The organism is Cloacibacterium sp. DMC96 (assembly GCF_056313765.1).
This window is the reverse complement of sequence record NZ_JBQUZQ010000001.1, coordinates 1,664,203-1,680,780: the sequence shown is the minus strand read 5'-3', so window position 1 is coordinate 1,680,780 and position 16,578 is coordinate 1,664,203. Positions and strand designations below refer to the sequence as shown.

The window sequence follows — 16,578 nt, the reverse complement described above, 5'->3', positions numbered from 1 at the left end:
TTAATCAGTAATTTTTGTGTCTATAAATTCATAAGTATCAGTATTCATTTCAACACCTACAGACTTAGATTTATATTTTATTTGTTTTTCATTTAGTACAGTATAATAATATTGATCGGTTAGTCCTGATTCGTCATGAAACTCATGGTAAATGTTTTTTTCAACCCACCAGTTTCCTGTTTCTTTCCATTTACTAGTCTGACCATTTTGAATAACAGTGAAAGTCAGTATAAAAGTTCCGTCAGCATTTTTTTCCATTATCCATGATTTTTTTGTGTCTGCATATTGCTGGTCTGTTTCACTTCCTACTGATTTACCTACGAGTCTTGTGTCTATTTTTCTTCCATTATTTAATTTTACTAGATAAGATGAAGAAGAGCAAGAAACGAATAAGAGACTTAGTAGTACGACTGTAAGATAATTTAGAGTTTTCATAAAATGAATTTTTCACTAAATTAGGAATAATTTTTTATAAAAAACTACTCACAAAAGATGCTTTATCTCACGTCTCCTTCACGCTATAATATTCTAAAAGTCTATGGAGAAATTTTTTAAATCGTAGTTTTATAGTTCTCATATTTTTACTTTTTAGATGTTCAAAAATAGGGGTATCCTTTTTGTGATTCAATTACACTTTTGTGTGATTTTTTGAGGAATTTTTTAGAAAAATCTAAAAAAGTTTTTCGGAGTGTATTCATAGATTGTCATTTTTATTTAGATTATATTGATATTATTTAGTTAAATCTCTCAAAACATAAAAAATATTCTCATTTTTTGGTGGCTGATAAATCTCAAGCGTAAAATTTTCATGGTTTAGTCAAATTCTTGTATTTTTGAGAATAAACAAAATAAAAAATATGAGCTTTCCTACAGACTTAGAAATAGCGCAATTGGCAGAAATTAAACATATTAGAGAAATTGCAGACAAAATCGGTATAGACCGAGAAGATTTAGAGTATTACGGGAAATACAAAGCGAAAATCCCTTTAAAATACATCAACGAAGAAAATATTAAGAAATCTAAACTGATTTTGGTTTCAGCGATTAATCCAACTCCAGCTGGTGAAGGTAAAACCACTGTTTCTGTAGGTTTGTGTGACGGATTGAACAAAATCGGTAAAAAAGCCATCGCAGTTTTGCGTGAGCCAAGTTTAGGTCCGGTTTTCGGGATAAAAGGTGGAGCAGCAGGTGGTGGTTATGCACAAGTTATTCCTATGGTAGATATTAATCTGCATTTTACAGGAGATTTTTCGGCGGTAGAAAAAGCCAATAATTTACTTTCTGCACTCATTGATAATAATCTTCAAGATAAAAAAAGAAGCCTCAATATAGACCCTAGAACCATCGTTTGGAAACGTGTAATGGATATGAATGATAGAAGTCTTCGTCATATAGTAGTAGGTTTGGGCGGTTCTAATAATGGAATTACGCGTGAAGAAGGTTTCAATATTACACCAGCATCAGAAGTGATGGCAATTCTTTGTCTTTCTAAAGATTTCGAGGATTTAAAAAACAGATTAGGAAATATTTTTGTAGGCTATACTTTTGATAAAAAACCAATTTACGCCAGAGATTTAAATGCTCAAGGAGCGATGGCGATTTTATTAAAAGACGCCATTCGTCCGAATTTAGTACAAACTTTAGAAGGAAATCCTGCGATTCTTCATGGTGGCCCTTTCGCGAATATTGCGCAAGGAACCAATACGATTATCGCTACTAAAATGGGACTTTCTTTAGCAGATTTTGTGGTAACAGAAGCAGGTTTCGGAGCAGATTTGGGAGCAGAAAAATTCATGCACATCAAAGGATATTATGGAAATTTAAAACCAGATGCTTATGTTTTGGTGGCTACCATCAGAGCTTTAAGATATCATGGTGGTGCTAAAAAAGGCGAATACGAAAAACCAAATCTTGCAGCAGTAGAAAAAGGCATTGAAAACCTTAAAAAACATATTGAAAACGGTTTTAAATGGCAATTAAAACCAATTATAGCGATTAATCATTTTGCTACAGATTCAGAAGAAGAAATCAATTTTGTAAAAGCAGAATGCGAAAAATTAGGAGTGAAAGCCATTCTCGCAGATGAATTTACGATGGGAGGAGAAGGCATGAAAGCACTTGCAGAAGAAGTGGCGAGTTGTGCTTTTAATTGCGGTAATAATTTTAAACCTTTATATAGTGTAGAAGATTCTGTGGAGCACAAAATCGAAACCATTGCCAAAGAAGTTTATGGTGCTGACAGCGCTGTATTTTCTCAGAAAGCTAAAAACCAATTAAAATCCATTTATGAACTTGGACTGGATAAGTTACCGATTTGTATGGCAAAAACTCAAAAATCTTTATCGGATGATGAGAAAAAAATAGGAAGACCAACTGGATTTAAAGTGACGGTTCGTGAATTTGAATTTGCAGCAGGAGCAGGATTCATTATCCCAATTTTAGGAGATATGATGAGAATGCCTGGTTTACCAAGTACACCAGCTGCAGAAGGAATGAATATAGACAAAGATGGTGTCATTACTGGGTTAAGTTAATCTTTAGACCATATAAAATAACAAACCGACTTTTTATAAAGTCGGTTTTTTTGTGAAATTCTGTAAATATTTATGGAAATTCTATAAAATATTTTCAATGAATTTGTAGAATCTTTGTAACAACAAAAAACACCAATCACAAAATATAAAAACAAAATTATGAAAAACGTAAGATCAAAAATATTCACTGCGATTTTAGCTTATGTAGCTCCGATTGCTATTAATTATATTATGAATAGATTTTTGAACAAGAAATCTAAACCGCAAGTAAAATCTACGCTATAACACTATAGTTTCAACATAAATCAGTTTTCTCAATTATTTAATTTTTTAGCTCTCGAGATGTTATTTTAACTTTCGGGAGCTTTTTAGTGATAAAACTCAGAAGTTTATTATTTGAATATTTCAGATAAAAACTGTAACTTTATGAAATGAAAGATAATAACTTATAAAATGTAGACGGCTTTCTTTAAAGCCTCAATTTTATAACTATTTTCATAATTTTTAAGTTTTTATGTTAGACTTCGCTTGAGCCATTCAAGCGAAGTTTTTTATTGATAGAAGAAATTAAATATAGAAATTGAAATTTCTTAACATACATCAATGACTTCGTATCAGAAATAAGACTACTTTTGTCTCATTAAAAAATATAAAGATTATGATTAAAAAAATTGCATTATCATTAGTACTAGTATCAGGACTAGCTTTTGGACAAGCTAAAAAAGTGGTTTCTTCAGACGTTCACTGGTGGGGTTATAAAATCGCTAAAACTGAAGCTTCTTCTCACGATGGAACTGTAAACGTGAAAAACGGAACTGTAGTTTTAAAGAAAAACGCTCTAGTTGGTGGTACTTTTGTATTAGATATGACTTCTATTAACGCTACTGATTTACAAGGTGAATATCAACAAAAATTAAACGGTCACCTTAAAAATGGCGACTTCTTCGAAGTTGATAAATATCCTACCGCTACTTTCAAAATCACTTCTGTGAAAAAAGGAGCTAATGGTAAAAGCATCGTTACAGGAAATCTTACAGCTAAAGGAAAAACAAACGCAGTTTCTTTCCCAGCTAAAATTTCAGTTAAAAACGGTGTAGTAACTTTAGAATCTGATAAATTTACTATCGACAGACAAAAATGGGACATAGCTTATAAATCTACTATGCAAGATGTAGTAGTAAAAGACGATATAGATTTGGTTGTTAAACTAACAGCGAAATAGTTTTTTTCAATTGTGTTTTTAGAGAATCCTAAAGAAAATTTCTTTAGGATTTTTTGTTTTTAATCTGTAAATTTATACAGAATTACTAAGCTAATAATCGCATGAAATTATATGTCATCAGTGGATTGGGAGCAGATGGAAGTATTTTTGAATACATTCAGTTTCCTAAAAAATTTACCGAAATTATCTACATCGATTGGTTAATTCCTAATTACAATGAAAGTTTTGAAAACTATGTCAATAGAATGGCTGAAAAAGTAGATGTGAGCGAAAAATTCTGTCTATTGGGTTATTCTTTTGGAGGAATTATGGTACAGGAAATTCATAAGCTGAAACCTGCCGAAAAAGTAGTGATTCTGGGAAGTATAAAGTCTGATAAAGAAATGTCTATCACCTTTCATTTGGCAAAAAGTTCTAGAATTTTTGCGAAACTTCCCGAAAGTTATTTCTCCGAAAAAACCATAAAATCTTATGCCTTTTTCCGAAAATTATTTGACCCCAATAATCCTAAACTTTGGCAATATTTCAAGGTTCAAAATGCTACTTATCTGAAATGGAGCATCAATAAAATCTTAGAATGGAAACATGAAGAAGATAAAAACGTTATCCAAATTTTAGCAGATAAAGACATTGTTTTTCCAGTAAAAAATTCTAAGCCCAATTATGTCATAAAAGGCGGAACACACCTTTTTCCAGTGACTAAAGCCAAAGAAGTTTCTAAAATTTTAGAAGAAGTTTTCAGCGAGTGATTATTTTTGGTTTTTCTGAGTTTTTTGTTTCTCCTTTTCCAATTTTTTAAAATAACCTCTGAAGAAAATATTATGCTTCAGCGCTTCCAGATTTTGGTTCAGTAAAACACTTGCCTGGTTCAAATTATTCATTGTAGAATCTATGTTTTTAACCAAATTGGCATCGTTAGAAAGGTAATTGATGGCGCCTTTTCCGTTTTTAGCATTGCTGATGGTTTCATTTAGATTTTCTACGGTTTGATTGATATTTTGAGAAGATTCATCGAGATGAGTAAGAGCTCTTCGCATTTTATTAGCCACAGCAGAATCTTTAAGCACTGCAACAATGTTTTCTTTATCATTAATTCCTGCAAGAATTTTATTCACTTCATTAATCGTTTTAGTCGTTTCGTAGCTGGTTTTCTTAATGTTGACAATGCTGTTTTTAAGGTCAGAAACTCCATATTTCACATCTTGACTTAGCGTTTTGTCATTCAGCAACATACTTAGTGTTCCTGTTCCGTTATTGATTTTTTCAGAAACTTCTAGAATATTAGCCGTTATTTGTTCAGCATTGTTATTGGTTTTGTTAAGGGTTTTGAGCAAATCTTCTGTGGTGAGTCTTTCTTCGGCTTTTAGAATGTCTCCAGATTTTGCAAGTGCCGCTTTTTCAGAATTTGGTGTGATATTGACAATCATATTTCCTACCAAACCATCAGAAGCAATACTTGCCACTGCATTTTTTTTGATGAATTGCATCGCACTTTTGTCGATATTCATTTCTACATTGATGAGCGTATCGTTGATGATTTCTATTTTCTTAACATAGCCCACATTAATTCCAGAAAAACGGACATTGTTCCCTTCTTGCAAGCCATTTACATTTTCGAAATGCGCTTTTAAGGTTTCGGTTTTACCAAAAAATTGTTGTCTGTTTCCAATAAAATAAACAGCCATAATGAAAATGATGGTTCCGAGGATAACAAATATTCCGAGTCTTAATTTTTGAGCAACTGATTTTTCCATGTTTTTAAAAAACTTATTTAAAAAATGCTTTTACTTTTGGGTCTTGTGAAGTTGAAAGTTCGGCAAATGTTCCTTCTGCATAATTTTTTCCGTCAATCAGTAAAATCATTCTATTAGCAATAACTCTAGCACAGTCTACATCATGGGTAATGATGATAGATGAGGTTTTATATTTTTCTTGCACTGATTTCATGAGCAAGATAATTTCTTTTGAAGTAATCGGGTCTAAACCAGTGGTGGGTTCATCATAAATGATGATTTTGGGTTTCAGAATAAGCGTTCTGGCAAGAGCAACTCTTCTTTTCATACCGCCAGAAAGTTCATTCGGCATTAAATCAATTACATTTTTGAGTCCCACATTTTGTAGCGCTTCTTCTACCAAAGGCAAAGTATTTTTTACATTTCCCAATTTAGAAATATGTCTTCTGAGCGGAAATTCTAGATTTTCTCTCACCGTCATAGAATCATAAAGCGCACTTCCCTGAAATAAAAATCCAATGTCTGCTCTTATTTCATCTAAATCTTTCAGAGAAAGATGCTCTAATTTTTGGCTCATAATTTCTATACTGCCACTGTCAGGAATTTCTAAACCAATCAGGCATTTTATCATCACCGATTTTCCAGAACCAGATTTTCCCATTATCACTAGATTTTCTCCTTGATAAAGATTAAGGTTAAATCCGTCCAAAACTACATTGTCTCCATATTTTTTATAGAGATTTTCAATTTTGATAATCGGTTCATGTGCAGCATTAGGATTCATCTTATTCTATAAAAATATTGGTAATCAATACAGCGATAAAATCGATAACAAACAATAACATAGAGGAGTAAACCACCGCAGAATTGGCGGCAATTCCTACACCTCGTGTTCCTGATTTACATTGGTATCCTTTGAAACAACCTACCATTCCTATGGCAAAACCAAAGAAAAAAGTCTTGATGGTTGCAGGAAGCAAATCACTAAATTCTATATTGTCAAAAACTTGATTAAAATATTGTAAAAAAGAAACATCACCTTTCAGATTTTCTACCAAATAAGAACCGAAAATCGCGATGAAATCACTGTAAAAAACCAAAATTGGTAACATAGCAGTCGTCGCAAGAATTCTAGTCACCACCAAATATTTAAAAGGATTGGTTCCCGAAACTTCCATAGCGTCTATTTGTTCGGTTACGCGCATAGAACCTATTTCTGCACCTATTCCAGAGCCTATTTTTCCTGCACAAATCAGCCCAGTAATAATCGGCCCAATTTCTCTAATAATGGAAATGCTTACCATGGAAGGCATCCAAGAAACAGCTCCAAATTCCATTAAAGTAGGACGGGTTTGTAAAGTGAACACCAAACCGATGATAAATCCCGTAACAGAAACTAGAAAAAGTGAGCGGTTACCAATGCTGTAACATTGTTTCAGAAATTCTTGAAATTCATAAGGTTTTTTATAAAATTCTTTTAAAAATCTTATGCTGAAATAGCTCATTTCGCCTATCTCTACGATGAAGTTTTTTAAAGATTGTACTATTTGATAAAAAACTTTCATAATAAACATTTAAGCTTCTATCAAATTTACTGAAATTTCTTGATTTATCCTTAAAATTCCTGTTAATTATTTAATAACAAACAAAAACCGCGGTCATTTTTTATGACAGCGGAAAACTTTTTATTTTGCGACTTGTTTTTTTGGTGATTATTTTTTTCTTTTAAAATCTTCGTCTTTTATTACCATTTTATAAGCGAGCCATAATCCGAAAACCGAAGCAATGATGAAGAAAAACATCGCTATCGAAATTCCAAAAATTTGAAAATTAGGAACTCTCATCAATAGAGACGAACCAATGATTAATGCAGCAATAATAAGTGCGATGGAAATTCTATTGGCTACTTTTTGGAAGGCATCGGTAAATCGTTCTTCGTCTATCGCATCTATTTTGAGCTCAAACTGATTCTGAGCTAAGTTTTCGGTGATTTTATTGAGTCTTTCCGGAAGATTTTCGGCTAATTTTTTGGTTTCTATCAATTGAGCAAAGAAATTTTCAGGTTTGGCTTCGTGAGCCATTTTTTTGACCATCATTTTCTCCAAAATCTGCTTCATACTTTCAGCCAAATCATATTGTGGAGCGAGAACCGCTACAATTTGGTCTAAATTCAATAATATTTTCCCAAGAATGTTCAGTTCTACCGCAATTCTGATTCCTTTTTCTGCGGCAATTTTATTCATTCTGATGAGCATTTTTCCCGTTTGCATTTCCGCGGCATTTCTGTTCTGAGAATCCAGTACAATTCGGTTAATTTCTTTTTTGAAACCAATAATATCCGCGTTTCTATCATCTTGACTGATTTCTAGAAGCACTTTAGAAACTTCTTCACCATTGTATTTGCTAATAGCGATGAGCAATTTCAAGATTTGTTCCTGCAAATTAGGACTGAATTTCGCCACCATTCCTAAATCCATTAAGGCAATTTTTCGGTCTTTGGTCAGGTGTACATTTCCAGGATGCGGATCTGCATGTGCAAAACCATCAAAAATAATTTGTTGAAGATAAGCTTCTACCAATTCATCAATGAGCACCGAAAAATCGGTTTCCGTTTTTTGAATTCCATGAACATAAGTGATTTTTTGACCGTCCACGAAATCCATAGTCAGAATTTTAGAAGTAGAGTAGTCTAAAACAGGTTGAGGAATCACAATATGCTCAAATTTTTCTAGATTTTTGCCCAGAGCAATCAGATTTTGAGCTTCTCTGTTGTAATCCAATTCGTGAATGAGAATATGTCTCATCTCGTCTAGAACATCGTCTATTCCGTATTTTTTGGCGGTTTTAGAATGTTTTACAGCAAGGTCTGATAATTCTTTCAGCGTGTCTAAATCTTCGATGAAATTTTTACGAATTCCAGGTCTTTGAATTTTCACCGCGACTTCTTTTCCAGAGCGCAAAACTGCTTTGTGAACTTGCCCAATACTTGCCGAAGCCAAAGGTTGGGTTTCAAAACTCAAAAAAGCTTTGGAGATTTTCGTTCCTAATTCTTCTTCCACTATTTTTTGGATTTCAGAATACGGAATTTCCTCTACATCATCTTGTAGAGAAGCCAATGCCAATAAATAAGGTTCTGGCAATAGATCTGGTCTTGTAGAAAGAGTTTGCCCGATTTTTACATAAGTCGGCCCCATATTTTTAAGGTCTTCTACCAATTCTTCTGGCGAAGTGTAACGATTAGACTCTTCAGAAAGTTCTTGGTCTTCTGCCAATTCATCAAGCGCTTTGTCTGAAGCAGCCGATAAAATATCGCTGTTTCTATATTTGAGTACCAAAGAAATGAATTTCTGGTATTTTTTTAGATTTTCGGGAATGATATTCATAGGAAATAGGTTGTTTTTTCAAGAGCAAATTAATTGAGAATAAGTGGCTTATCTGTTACAAAATTTGAAGGGGTATTTTCAAAATTTTAAGGATGAAAAATTTTTTATGGTTTGCCTAATAATTTTATCTTTGTAAAAATCATTTATCAATAATCAATATGGAGAGTATTTCGGTTTTTGAAATCATAAAAGTAGGAATTGGGCCGTCTTCGTCTCATACGATGGGACCTTGGAATGCAGCGGAAATGTTTCTGAGCGAAATCAGAAGAAATCATCAGATTTCAGAGGTGGCAGAAGTGTATGTAGAGTTTTTTGGCTCGCTTGCCAAAACAGGAATTGGTCACGGAACAGATATTGCCGGAATGCTGGGTTTAAGCGGAGAAAATTTTAAAAAAATAGATACCGATAAAATAAATGTTAAAATAGCCGAAATCAAAAATTCGGGGAAATTGATTTTAGGAGCTAAAAAAGAAATTCCTTTTATTTATGGAAAACATTTGGTGCTCAATATGCAAAAATCTTTAGATTTTCACCCCAATGGAATGATTTTCAAAGCGGTTTTTAACAACGGCGAAATTTTAGAAAAAGACTACTATTCTGTTGGTGGCGGTTTTGTGGCGACTCAAGAAGATAATTCTATAGAAAGTCACTGTATCAGAACACCTTACCCTTGTCATAAAGGCGAAGATATTTCAAAATATTGTGAAAAATTAGGAGTACAGAGACTTTCTGATTTGGTGTACATCAATGAAGAAGCTTGGAGAACGAAAGAAGAAACGAGAAGTGAAGCACTTTACATTTGGCAACAAATTAAAGAATGCATTTACAAAGGCGTTAACAAAGAAGGCGTTTTACCGGGTGGACTTAATGTAACGAGAAGAGCTGCAGATTTTAATCGAAAATTATTAGGCGAAGACGTTATTTACAAAAATATAAACGAATGGTTTGCTGCGGTAAAAAATTCTCCTAAAGATTTCAATCAAATTACCCGTTGGATTTCGTGTTTTGCTTTAGCAGTAAACGAAGAAAATGCCAGTTTTGGTAGAATTATTACAGCACCTACGAATGGAGCAAGTGGAGTAATTCCTGCGGTACTCATGTATTCTCAGACTTTTACAGAATTCAATTCTGAAGAAGATATCATCAGATTTATTTTAGTAGCGGGCGAAATCGGTACGCTTTTCAAGAAAAATGCAACCATTTCTGCAGCAATGGGAGGTTGCCAAGCAGAAATCGGCGTTTCTTCAGCGATGGCTGCAGCTGCGTTAACAGAAATTTCGGGCGGAACTCCAGCTCAAGTAATGATGGCGGCAGAAATTGCGATGGAACATCACCTTGGTCTTACTTGCGACCCAATTGGTGGATTGGTGCAGATTCCATGTATTGAGAGAAATTCTATGGGCGCCATGAAAGCAATTACCGCTTGTCATATCGCGCTAGAAAGCGATCCTTCTAAAGCCAGAGTTTCTCTGGATGATGTCATTAAATCCATGTGGGAAACTGCGCTAGACATGAATTCTAAGTACAAGGAAACTTCTGAAGGTGGTTTAGCAGTTGCCGTGAACGTGGCAGAATGTTAATGAAATTTTGAGGAAGATAACCTCCATTTATTTTCTAAAAATTCTTAACTTGTGCCGTTGAATTTTTATCAATGGCTACCATTATCAAACCCAATATTGCTCCAGAATTGCTCTCACAACTCGACACGAAATTCGAGGAAGAGAAGCAAGTTATCGTGCACTGTGGTTTTCAGAATAATTATTTGATTGGAAATCTCGTAAGAATTTGGCGCACCACTTTCTTGGTGGATAAATTTACGGGGCACCGAAGCCAACTTTTATTCTGGGAAAATATCTCGATGTTTCCTTATTGGACGGAAGTTCCACCTGTGAAAGAATATTGGTTTACCTTAATTTTTTCTGGATTGCCTAAAGATTGCAAACTCTTTGATTTTGTAGAAGAAATTCCGCAAGAAGGAGGTTTTCTGGTGACTGATATTGATAGAAATGAAAGCGATGTTTATACTATAAAATTAATTTAAATGAAGAAGATTTACCTACTTTTACTTTTAGTTTCAAGTTTTGCCTTTGGTCAAGGTCTTAAAAATAAAACCGACAAAAAACAATTTCCTGCAGAAATTCTAGAAATAGAAACCTTCCAAAAAGAACTCAATCGAGAATACAAAACAGAGGAAGAAACACCTTTGCGTGGCTCTAATTTCAAGAAATTCAAGTCTCATCCCTTTTTTCTTATTGATTTAAACTATCGTGTAAAAGCGAAATTGGTAAAAACCGAGAACGCGGTTCCTTTTGAAATTCCTACTTCGTCTGGAAGAACCAAAAAATACAGAGAATTCGGGAAAGCATATTTCACACTGAATGGAGTAGAACAAGTGTTAACGGTTTATCAAAGTTTAGCTTTGTTAGATGACCCAGAATATCAGGATTATTTATTCTTGCCTTTCAAAGATGAAACCAACGGAAAAGATACTTATGGTGGTGGAAGATATTTGGACTTAAGAATTCCTCAAAATGATGAATTGATTATTGATTTCAATAAAGCGTATCATCCGTTTTGTGCTTATAACGCTACCGATTACAGTTGCCCAATTGTTCCTCAGAATAACTGGTTGCAATTACCAATCGAAGCAGGTGTGAAATACCAAGATATTTGGTTTGAGCATTAGTTTCTAGATGTGAGATACTAGATACAAGACATGAGATTTGAGCATCTCAAAAGGTTGCATAAACTAAAAATTCAAAATTTATTTTCCTCTATTCAAAGAAAACAAATTTTGAATTTTTTTATCTAAAATCTAAAATCTAGTATCTAGTATCTCAAATCTAGAATCTATTTTACCACCGCATTAATTTTATCCCAAAGTGCGGCATCAAAACCAGACAATGCGAAATTAGGATTCTGCGGATCCGAAGCATCACCCATTCTGATGACCACCATATTTTTACTCGGAATTACATAAATTCTTTGATCTTCGGCGCCCATTGCTGCATACATATCTGCAGGAGCATTAGGAACTAAAGCAGTAGGATAAACCGTTTGCGAACCTGGAATCATATATTTGGATTTTCCATTGAGCCACCAAAGATAACCGTAAGAAGGATTAATATTTTGAGAAGTAGAAATGGCTTCGTTCAGATAAGTTTCATTGATGATTTGTTCGTTTTTCCATTTTCCTTTGTTCAGGAAAAGCAGTCCAAATCTCGCCATACTTCTGGTATTACTATGATAAATGGTGAAAATAGTCCCGAAATTCCAGAAACCATCCATCCCGATTTTATTTTTCAGTTTAGCATTAAAATAATTCTCAAAAGTTTGGTTGCTCGAAGCGACCACTATATCTATTAATTTCTGAAAAACATTGCTGTAAGACCATCTCGTTCCTGCATCTGCCAAATACGTGAGGTTAGATTTTATCACCCAATTGCTTTCGTCATTTAAGCCCGAAGTCATAGTAAGTAAATGTCTCGGCGTGATGAGGTTTTCTTTTTCCAGAGGTTCGCTTGTCCAGCCGTTTCCTAAATATTGAGAAACTTTATTGTTGATGTTCAGTAAACCTTCTTGTTGAGCAATTCCTGTAGTGGTAGAAACCAGTGTTTTTCCAGCGCTGTTCCATGGCCAAGTTGCAGTAGCATTGTGTCCGTTGAAATATTCTTCCATTACAATTCTACCGTTTACGAGAATCATAAAAGATTTAGAATGTTTTTCTGCTAAAAAATCTTTAAGCGGTTGCACTGCGCTTTGGTTCCAACCGAGACTGGCGATAGATTTGGTTTCCCAATTGTTGTCTGTATTATTAGGGAAATACATGGTTTCTGTGGGAGTTGGCGTAGGTTCATCTTCACTACTGCTACAACTCAAAAACGGGAGTAACACTAAAAGAGGTAGAAATTTCAAAATTTTCATAAGCTGGTTTTAGCTCTTTGATGGGATTTTTTGGGGAAGGTTAAAAGTTTGAAAACACAATTTTTTACACGTAGTTTGTCATTCTGAAAGAATCTAAACAATGGAAGAGATTTTATGTTTTAGATTAATACTCCGAAGTCGGAGACTTTGGAGAGCAAGGTAGTGCTAGTTAAAAATTTTAAGGAACAAGTCTTTAACTTTATCAAATGCAAAAATGAACGCAAGTACGGCTAAAAAAAGTGAAACTAATTGTAATATATAATTTGTTCTATAGCTATTTAGTTCTTCGATATTTTTAAAGACATCATTAATATCATTAGTTTTTTCATTTAGCATTTTGATTCGTTCAGCAAAGTCTTTAGTAAAATAGTTAAGTAAGTTAATATCTTCTTTTATTCTATTTTCTTTAGAATAATTATATTTTGTTATGTCTGAATAGCTAGAGAAAAATATTATGGTTCTGCTGTTAAATTCATTTTTAAATCTTTTAGTCGTTAAGTTTAGTTTGGTAATCTGTTTCTTTAAGGAGATATATTTATTGTTATTATGAAAAATAAATAAATACTTGAAAATATTCCATTTGTTTGAGTTTTCGAAAAAATCATACATGCTTCTTTTGATTAAATTAAGTTTTTTGAATTCAAGATTTAATATAGCATTAAATACACATGAAAAAGATAAACTTTCAATTAAAAAAGCACTTTCTAAACAGTCATAGTCTATATGGTCTTTACTGTTGGGCTTTTGTTCTATTTTTCCATGCCCCTTTTCTTTAATGATATAAATTTTGTTTGAACAATTTTCTAAATATATATCTAATAACTCATCCTCACTTGTGAATTGTTTTATTTCTACAAAGTTTATTAAGGAATGTAATTGTTTATCCTCTTTGACTTTTTTAAATTCTTCAATTTCATAATGTTCAATGCTAGGTAACTCAAAATCATTTCTTAAAGGATAGAATATACCATTCAAGTGTTTCGTGAAATTTTGATTAACTTGATATTTCAAATCATATATTAAATTATCAATATTTCTTTTAGTTAAGCTTTCAACAAATGTACCGTGGCTATTAAATACTCTATATTTTATTATATTTTTAAGTGAATTGTAATGTCTAACAATTAAAGTAGTATCATTATGATTTTTAATTTGCGTTATTATGTCATGAAATTTTGAACTAGGCTTAATTTTAAAATGCAAAATAAAATATGACTCATATGTTTTTATAAAATCAATATCCAAACGATCTATAAGATCTGTTTTTTTAGAATTACTTTTTTTATAATTTATAGATATTAATTTTCCACTAGAAAAAGTCTCTAAACTAATTTTTATGTCAGAAAGTTTTTTTATCAAATCTTCTTTATATCTAATATCATTTGAAAAACTAGAGTGTTTTGAGGAAAATTTTGAAATTAATTTAGCTTTAAAATCATCAAATTTATCAATTTCAATTACTTCGAAGAAACTTATGAATGAAAGATTTATTTTTTTAAAATTTAAATCACTATGATGTTTAGAATCTTCTATATATAAGTTATTATACAGTTTTGGTTGTTTTTTATCTGTATATTTATAATATTGGTCAATAAAGCTTAGTTTTTTATTTAGAAAAAGAATATTTGAAATAAATAAAAAGATACATTGCTTAAATCGAATATTAAGATTAACTATCTTTTCGGATATATTTTTATATTTTTTATCGTAGTAAAAATAATTGTTTTTTTTCACTTTCAGTTTTTTAAGATGCTGTTACAAAGCATTAACGCTAACACACAAATATATACAATTCTCTAATTTATAAGTTTTATTTATTCAACTAAATTAAAAAATAAACTCCACACTATATTACGGAAAAACATGAAATGCTAAAAATCATCAAAATATTTCTAAACACCCCGTCATTCCTATTCTCGGAATGCCACCCCTCTGAAAGAGGGGGAACCACACTAAGAACATTACTTTATCATTTACCACAACATTTGTCATTCTGAAAGAATCTCTACATATGGTTGCGTTAAATTTAGATTGACTTTGTCGAACCACTTCGTTAGGTTTCCTTCGGAAATCAAAGATTAGACGCAGTCAATGACAAAGTGTACGGATAATTTTATTATTTGCAATTACACACAAAAAAAAATCGCCACATCATTGTAACGATTTTGTAATTTATATTTAGAATTTTCACATCCTTTAGGATAAGAGGAAATGAAAATTTTCTAAACCTTCGCCAAAAACTCCTCAAAAATAGGAGAGATAGAAACGGTTCCGTCTGGTTGAATTTTATCCAATTTTACCATTTCTATTTGGTTGATAGAACTTGCGTCAAAAGGTTTCTGTACACGCACATAATTTTCGGTGAAGCCAAACATTTTTCCGTCTTTTTCTTCGTGTTCCCAAAGTACAGGCAAGGTTTTCCCTAATTGTGTTTGGTAAAATGCCATTTTCTTTTTCTCAGAAAGAATTCGTAGCATTTTGTTGCGTTTTTTACGTTCAGAAATCGGCACAATTCCTTCCATTTCTACGGCTTCGGTATTTTCTCTTTCAGAATATGTGAAAACGTGTAAATACGTAATCGGCAGTTGATTGATGAAATTATAGGTATCTAAAAATTTCTCTTCGGTTTCTCCCGGAAATCCTACAATTACATCTACGCCAATCGCAGCATCGGGCATTACTTCTCTAATTTTAGAAACTCTATCGCTGTACAATTTGGTGAGGTATCTTCGCTTCATTTTTTTGAGCAAATCATCGCTTCCACTTTGCAACGGAATATGGAAATGCGGTACAAAACTCTTGCTTTCAGCCACCAAATCTATGGTTTCGTCTTTCAGTAAATTCGGTTCTATGGAAGAAATTCTAATTCTTTCAATTCCTTCTACTTTATTGAGTTCTTTCACCAAATCTAGGAAAGTATGTTCGTGTTTTTTATTGCCAAATTCGCCTTTTCCGTAATCGCCAATGTTTACACCCGTTAAAACAATTTCTTTGATGTCTTTTTCGGCAATTTCTTTGGCATTTTTCACTACGTTTTCTACGGTGTCACTTCTAGAAATTCCTCTAGCTAAAGGAATCGTGCAATAGGTACATTTATAATCGCAACCGTCTTGAACTTTCAAAAAAGCTCTGGTTCTATCGCCAATAGAATAACTTCCGATGAAAAAGTCGGTTTCTTCTATTTCGCAAGAGTGAACTTGAGCGTGATGTTCCGTTTTTTCTAAATCTTCCAGATAACTCAGAATGTTGAATTTTTCTTTGGCGCCCAAAACCAAATCTACGCCTTCAATGGCAGAAATTTCTTCGGGTTTTAACTGAGCATAACAACCTACAATCACCACCAAACCATCAGGATTGGCTTTCATCGCACGTTTTACATGAAGTTTACATTCCTTGTCTGCATTATCAGTTACAGAACAGGTATTGATGATATAAACATTCGCAGCATCGTCAAAACTTACTTTTTGGTAACCTGCACCAGTCAATTGTCTGGCAATAGTAGAGGTTTCTGCAAAGTTCAGTTTGCAACCCAGCGTGTGAAAAGCAGCGGTTTTTGTAGTGAAATTTTCCATAATAAATTGGGTGCAAATTTACGGAAAAATTTTATTTTAAAAGTCAGCGTCTTTTCCGAGTTTTATGGCAATCAAAGTCGAGTTTAATTCGAGTTTTGTTCGGAAAAAGTACCCGTTTTCCGAAGCTGATTCGAGCTTGATTCGAACATGATTCGAACAAAAGTGGTTTTTTGGTCAAATTTTTCGATGCAATGAGGCTTTAAAACATAA

At 32.9% G+C, this 16,578-nt stretch carries 15 protein-coding genes; 7 read left to right on the top strand and 8 right to left on the bottom strand.

Annotated features, from left to right (window positions below):
• Entirely contained in the window at positions 1–435 is a 435-nt protein-coding gene (locus ACT53I_RS07495) for a hypothetical protein (RefSeq protein WP_476079143.1), read from the bottom strand.
• Positions 436–857: 422 nt separating this feature from the next.
• Here ACT53I_RS07495 and ACT53I_RS07490 point away from each other — a divergent pair, with 422 nt between their 5' ends.
• The 4 genes from ACT53I_RS07490 to ACT53I_RS07475 all read left to right on the top strand — a co-directional run bounded on the left by ACT53I_RS07490 (position 858) and on the right by ACT53I_RS07475 (position 4,505).
• Positions 858–2,534 (top strand): formate--tetrahydrofolate ligase, encoded by a 1,677-nt coding sequence (locus tag ACT53I_RS07490; protein ID WP_476079141.1) that lies wholly within the window; start codon positions 858–860, stop codon positions 2,532–2,534.
• A 159-nt stretch (positions 2,535–2,693) separates the two neighbouring features.
• The gene (locus ACT53I_RS07485; protein WP_409618820.1) at positions 2,694–2,819 is read left to right on the top strand and encodes a hypothetical protein; all 126 of its coding nucleotides are present in this window, start codon (positions 2,694–2,696) and stop codon (positions 2,817–2,819) included.
• A gap of 376 nt (positions 2,820–3,195) precedes the next feature.
• On the top strand, positions 3,196–3,756 hold the full coding sequence (locus ACT53I_RS07480) for a YceI family protein (RefSeq protein ID WP_069797214.1): 561 nt from the start codon (positions 3,196–3,198) through the stop codon (positions 3,754–3,756).
• A 101-nt stretch (positions 3,757–3,857) separates the two neighbouring features.
• Complete coding sequence (locus tag ACT53I_RS07475; RefSeq protein ID WP_476079137.1) at positions 3,858–4,505, top strand: alpha/beta hydrolase; 648 nt, start codon at positions 3,858–3,860, stop codon at positions 4,503–4,505.
• Here ACT53I_RS07475 and ACT53I_RS07470 read toward each other — a convergent pair whose 3' ends face one another.
• From ACT53I_RS07470 to ACT53I_RS07455, 4 genes are all read right to left on the bottom strand, one after another.
• Complete coding sequence (locus ACT53I_RS07470) at positions 4,506–5,510, bottom strand: MlaD family protein (RefSeq protein ID WP_476079134.1); 1,005 nt, start codon at positions 5,508–5,510, stop codon at positions 4,506–4,508.
• Positions 5,511–5,523: 13 nt separating this feature from the next.
• Positions 5,524–6,273, bottom strand: coding sequence for an ABC transporter ATP-binding protein (locus ACT53I_RS07465; protein ID WP_476079131.1), 750 nt, complete (start codon positions 6,271–6,273; stop codon positions 5,524–5,526).
• 1 nt (position 6,274) lies between these two features.
• On the bottom strand, positions 6,275–7,054 hold the full coding sequence (locus ACT53I_RS07460; RefSeq protein ID WP_069797115.1) for an MlaE family ABC transporter permease: 780 nt from the start codon (positions 7,052–7,054) through the stop codon (positions 6,275–6,277).
• Between the two features lie 147 nt (positions 7,055–7,201).
• Positions 7,202–8,872 (bottom strand): ABC1 kinase family protein, encoded by a 1,671-nt coding sequence (locus ACT53I_RS07455; RefSeq protein WP_476079128.1) that lies wholly within the window; start codon positions 8,870–8,872, stop codon positions 7,202–7,204.
• A 158-nt stretch (positions 8,873–9,030) separates the two neighbouring features.
• On the opposite strand from ACT53I_RS07455, the gene ACT53I_RS07450 reads away from it, so the two are divergent.
• From ACT53I_RS07450 to ACT53I_RS07440, 3 genes are all read left to right on the top strand, one after another.
• Positions 9,031–10,452: an L-serine ammonia-lyase gene (locus ACT53I_RS07450; protein WP_476079126.1), complete on the top strand. Its 1,422-nt coding sequence runs from the start codon at positions 9,031–9,033 to the stop codon at positions 10,450–10,452.
• A gap of 71 nt (positions 10,453–10,523) precedes the next feature.
• Positions 10,524–10,913 carry a hypothetical protein gene (locus ACT53I_RS07445; protein WP_069797112.1) on the top strand — a complete coding sequence of 130 codons (390 nt, stop codon included), beginning with the start codon at positions 10,524–10,526 and terminating at the stop codon, positions 10,911–10,913.
• On the top strand, positions 10,914–11,558 hold the full coding sequence (locus ACT53I_RS07440; RefSeq protein WP_476079121.1) for a DUF1684 domain-containing protein: 645 nt from the start codon (positions 10,914–10,916) through the stop codon (positions 11,556–11,558).
• Between the two features lie 164 nt (positions 11,559–11,722).
• Here the strand turns inward: ACT53I_RS07440 and ACT53I_RS07435 are convergent, their stop codons facing one another.
• The 3 genes from ACT53I_RS07435 to mtaB form a co-directional block, all read right to left on the bottom strand.
• On the bottom strand, positions 11,723–12,796 hold the full coding sequence (locus tag ACT53I_RS07435) for a serine hydrolase domain-containing protein (RefSeq protein WP_476079119.1): 1,074 nt from the start codon (positions 12,794–12,796) through the stop codon (positions 11,723–11,725).
• Between the two features lie 165 nt (positions 12,797–12,961).
• Positions 12,962–14,530, bottom strand: coding sequence for a hypothetical protein (locus ACT53I_RS07430; protein WP_476079116.1), 1,569 nt, complete (start codon positions 14,528–14,530; stop codon positions 12,962–12,964).
• 488 nt (positions 14,531–15,018) lie between these two features.
• Entirely contained in the window at positions 15,019–16,368 is a 1,350-nt protein-coding gene (gene mtaB / locus ACT53I_RS07425) for a tRNA (N(6)-L-threonylcarbamoyladenosine(37)-C(2))-methylthiotransferase MtaB (protein ID WP_476079114.1), read from the bottom strand.
• Positions 16,369–16,578: the final 210 nt, after the last annotated feature.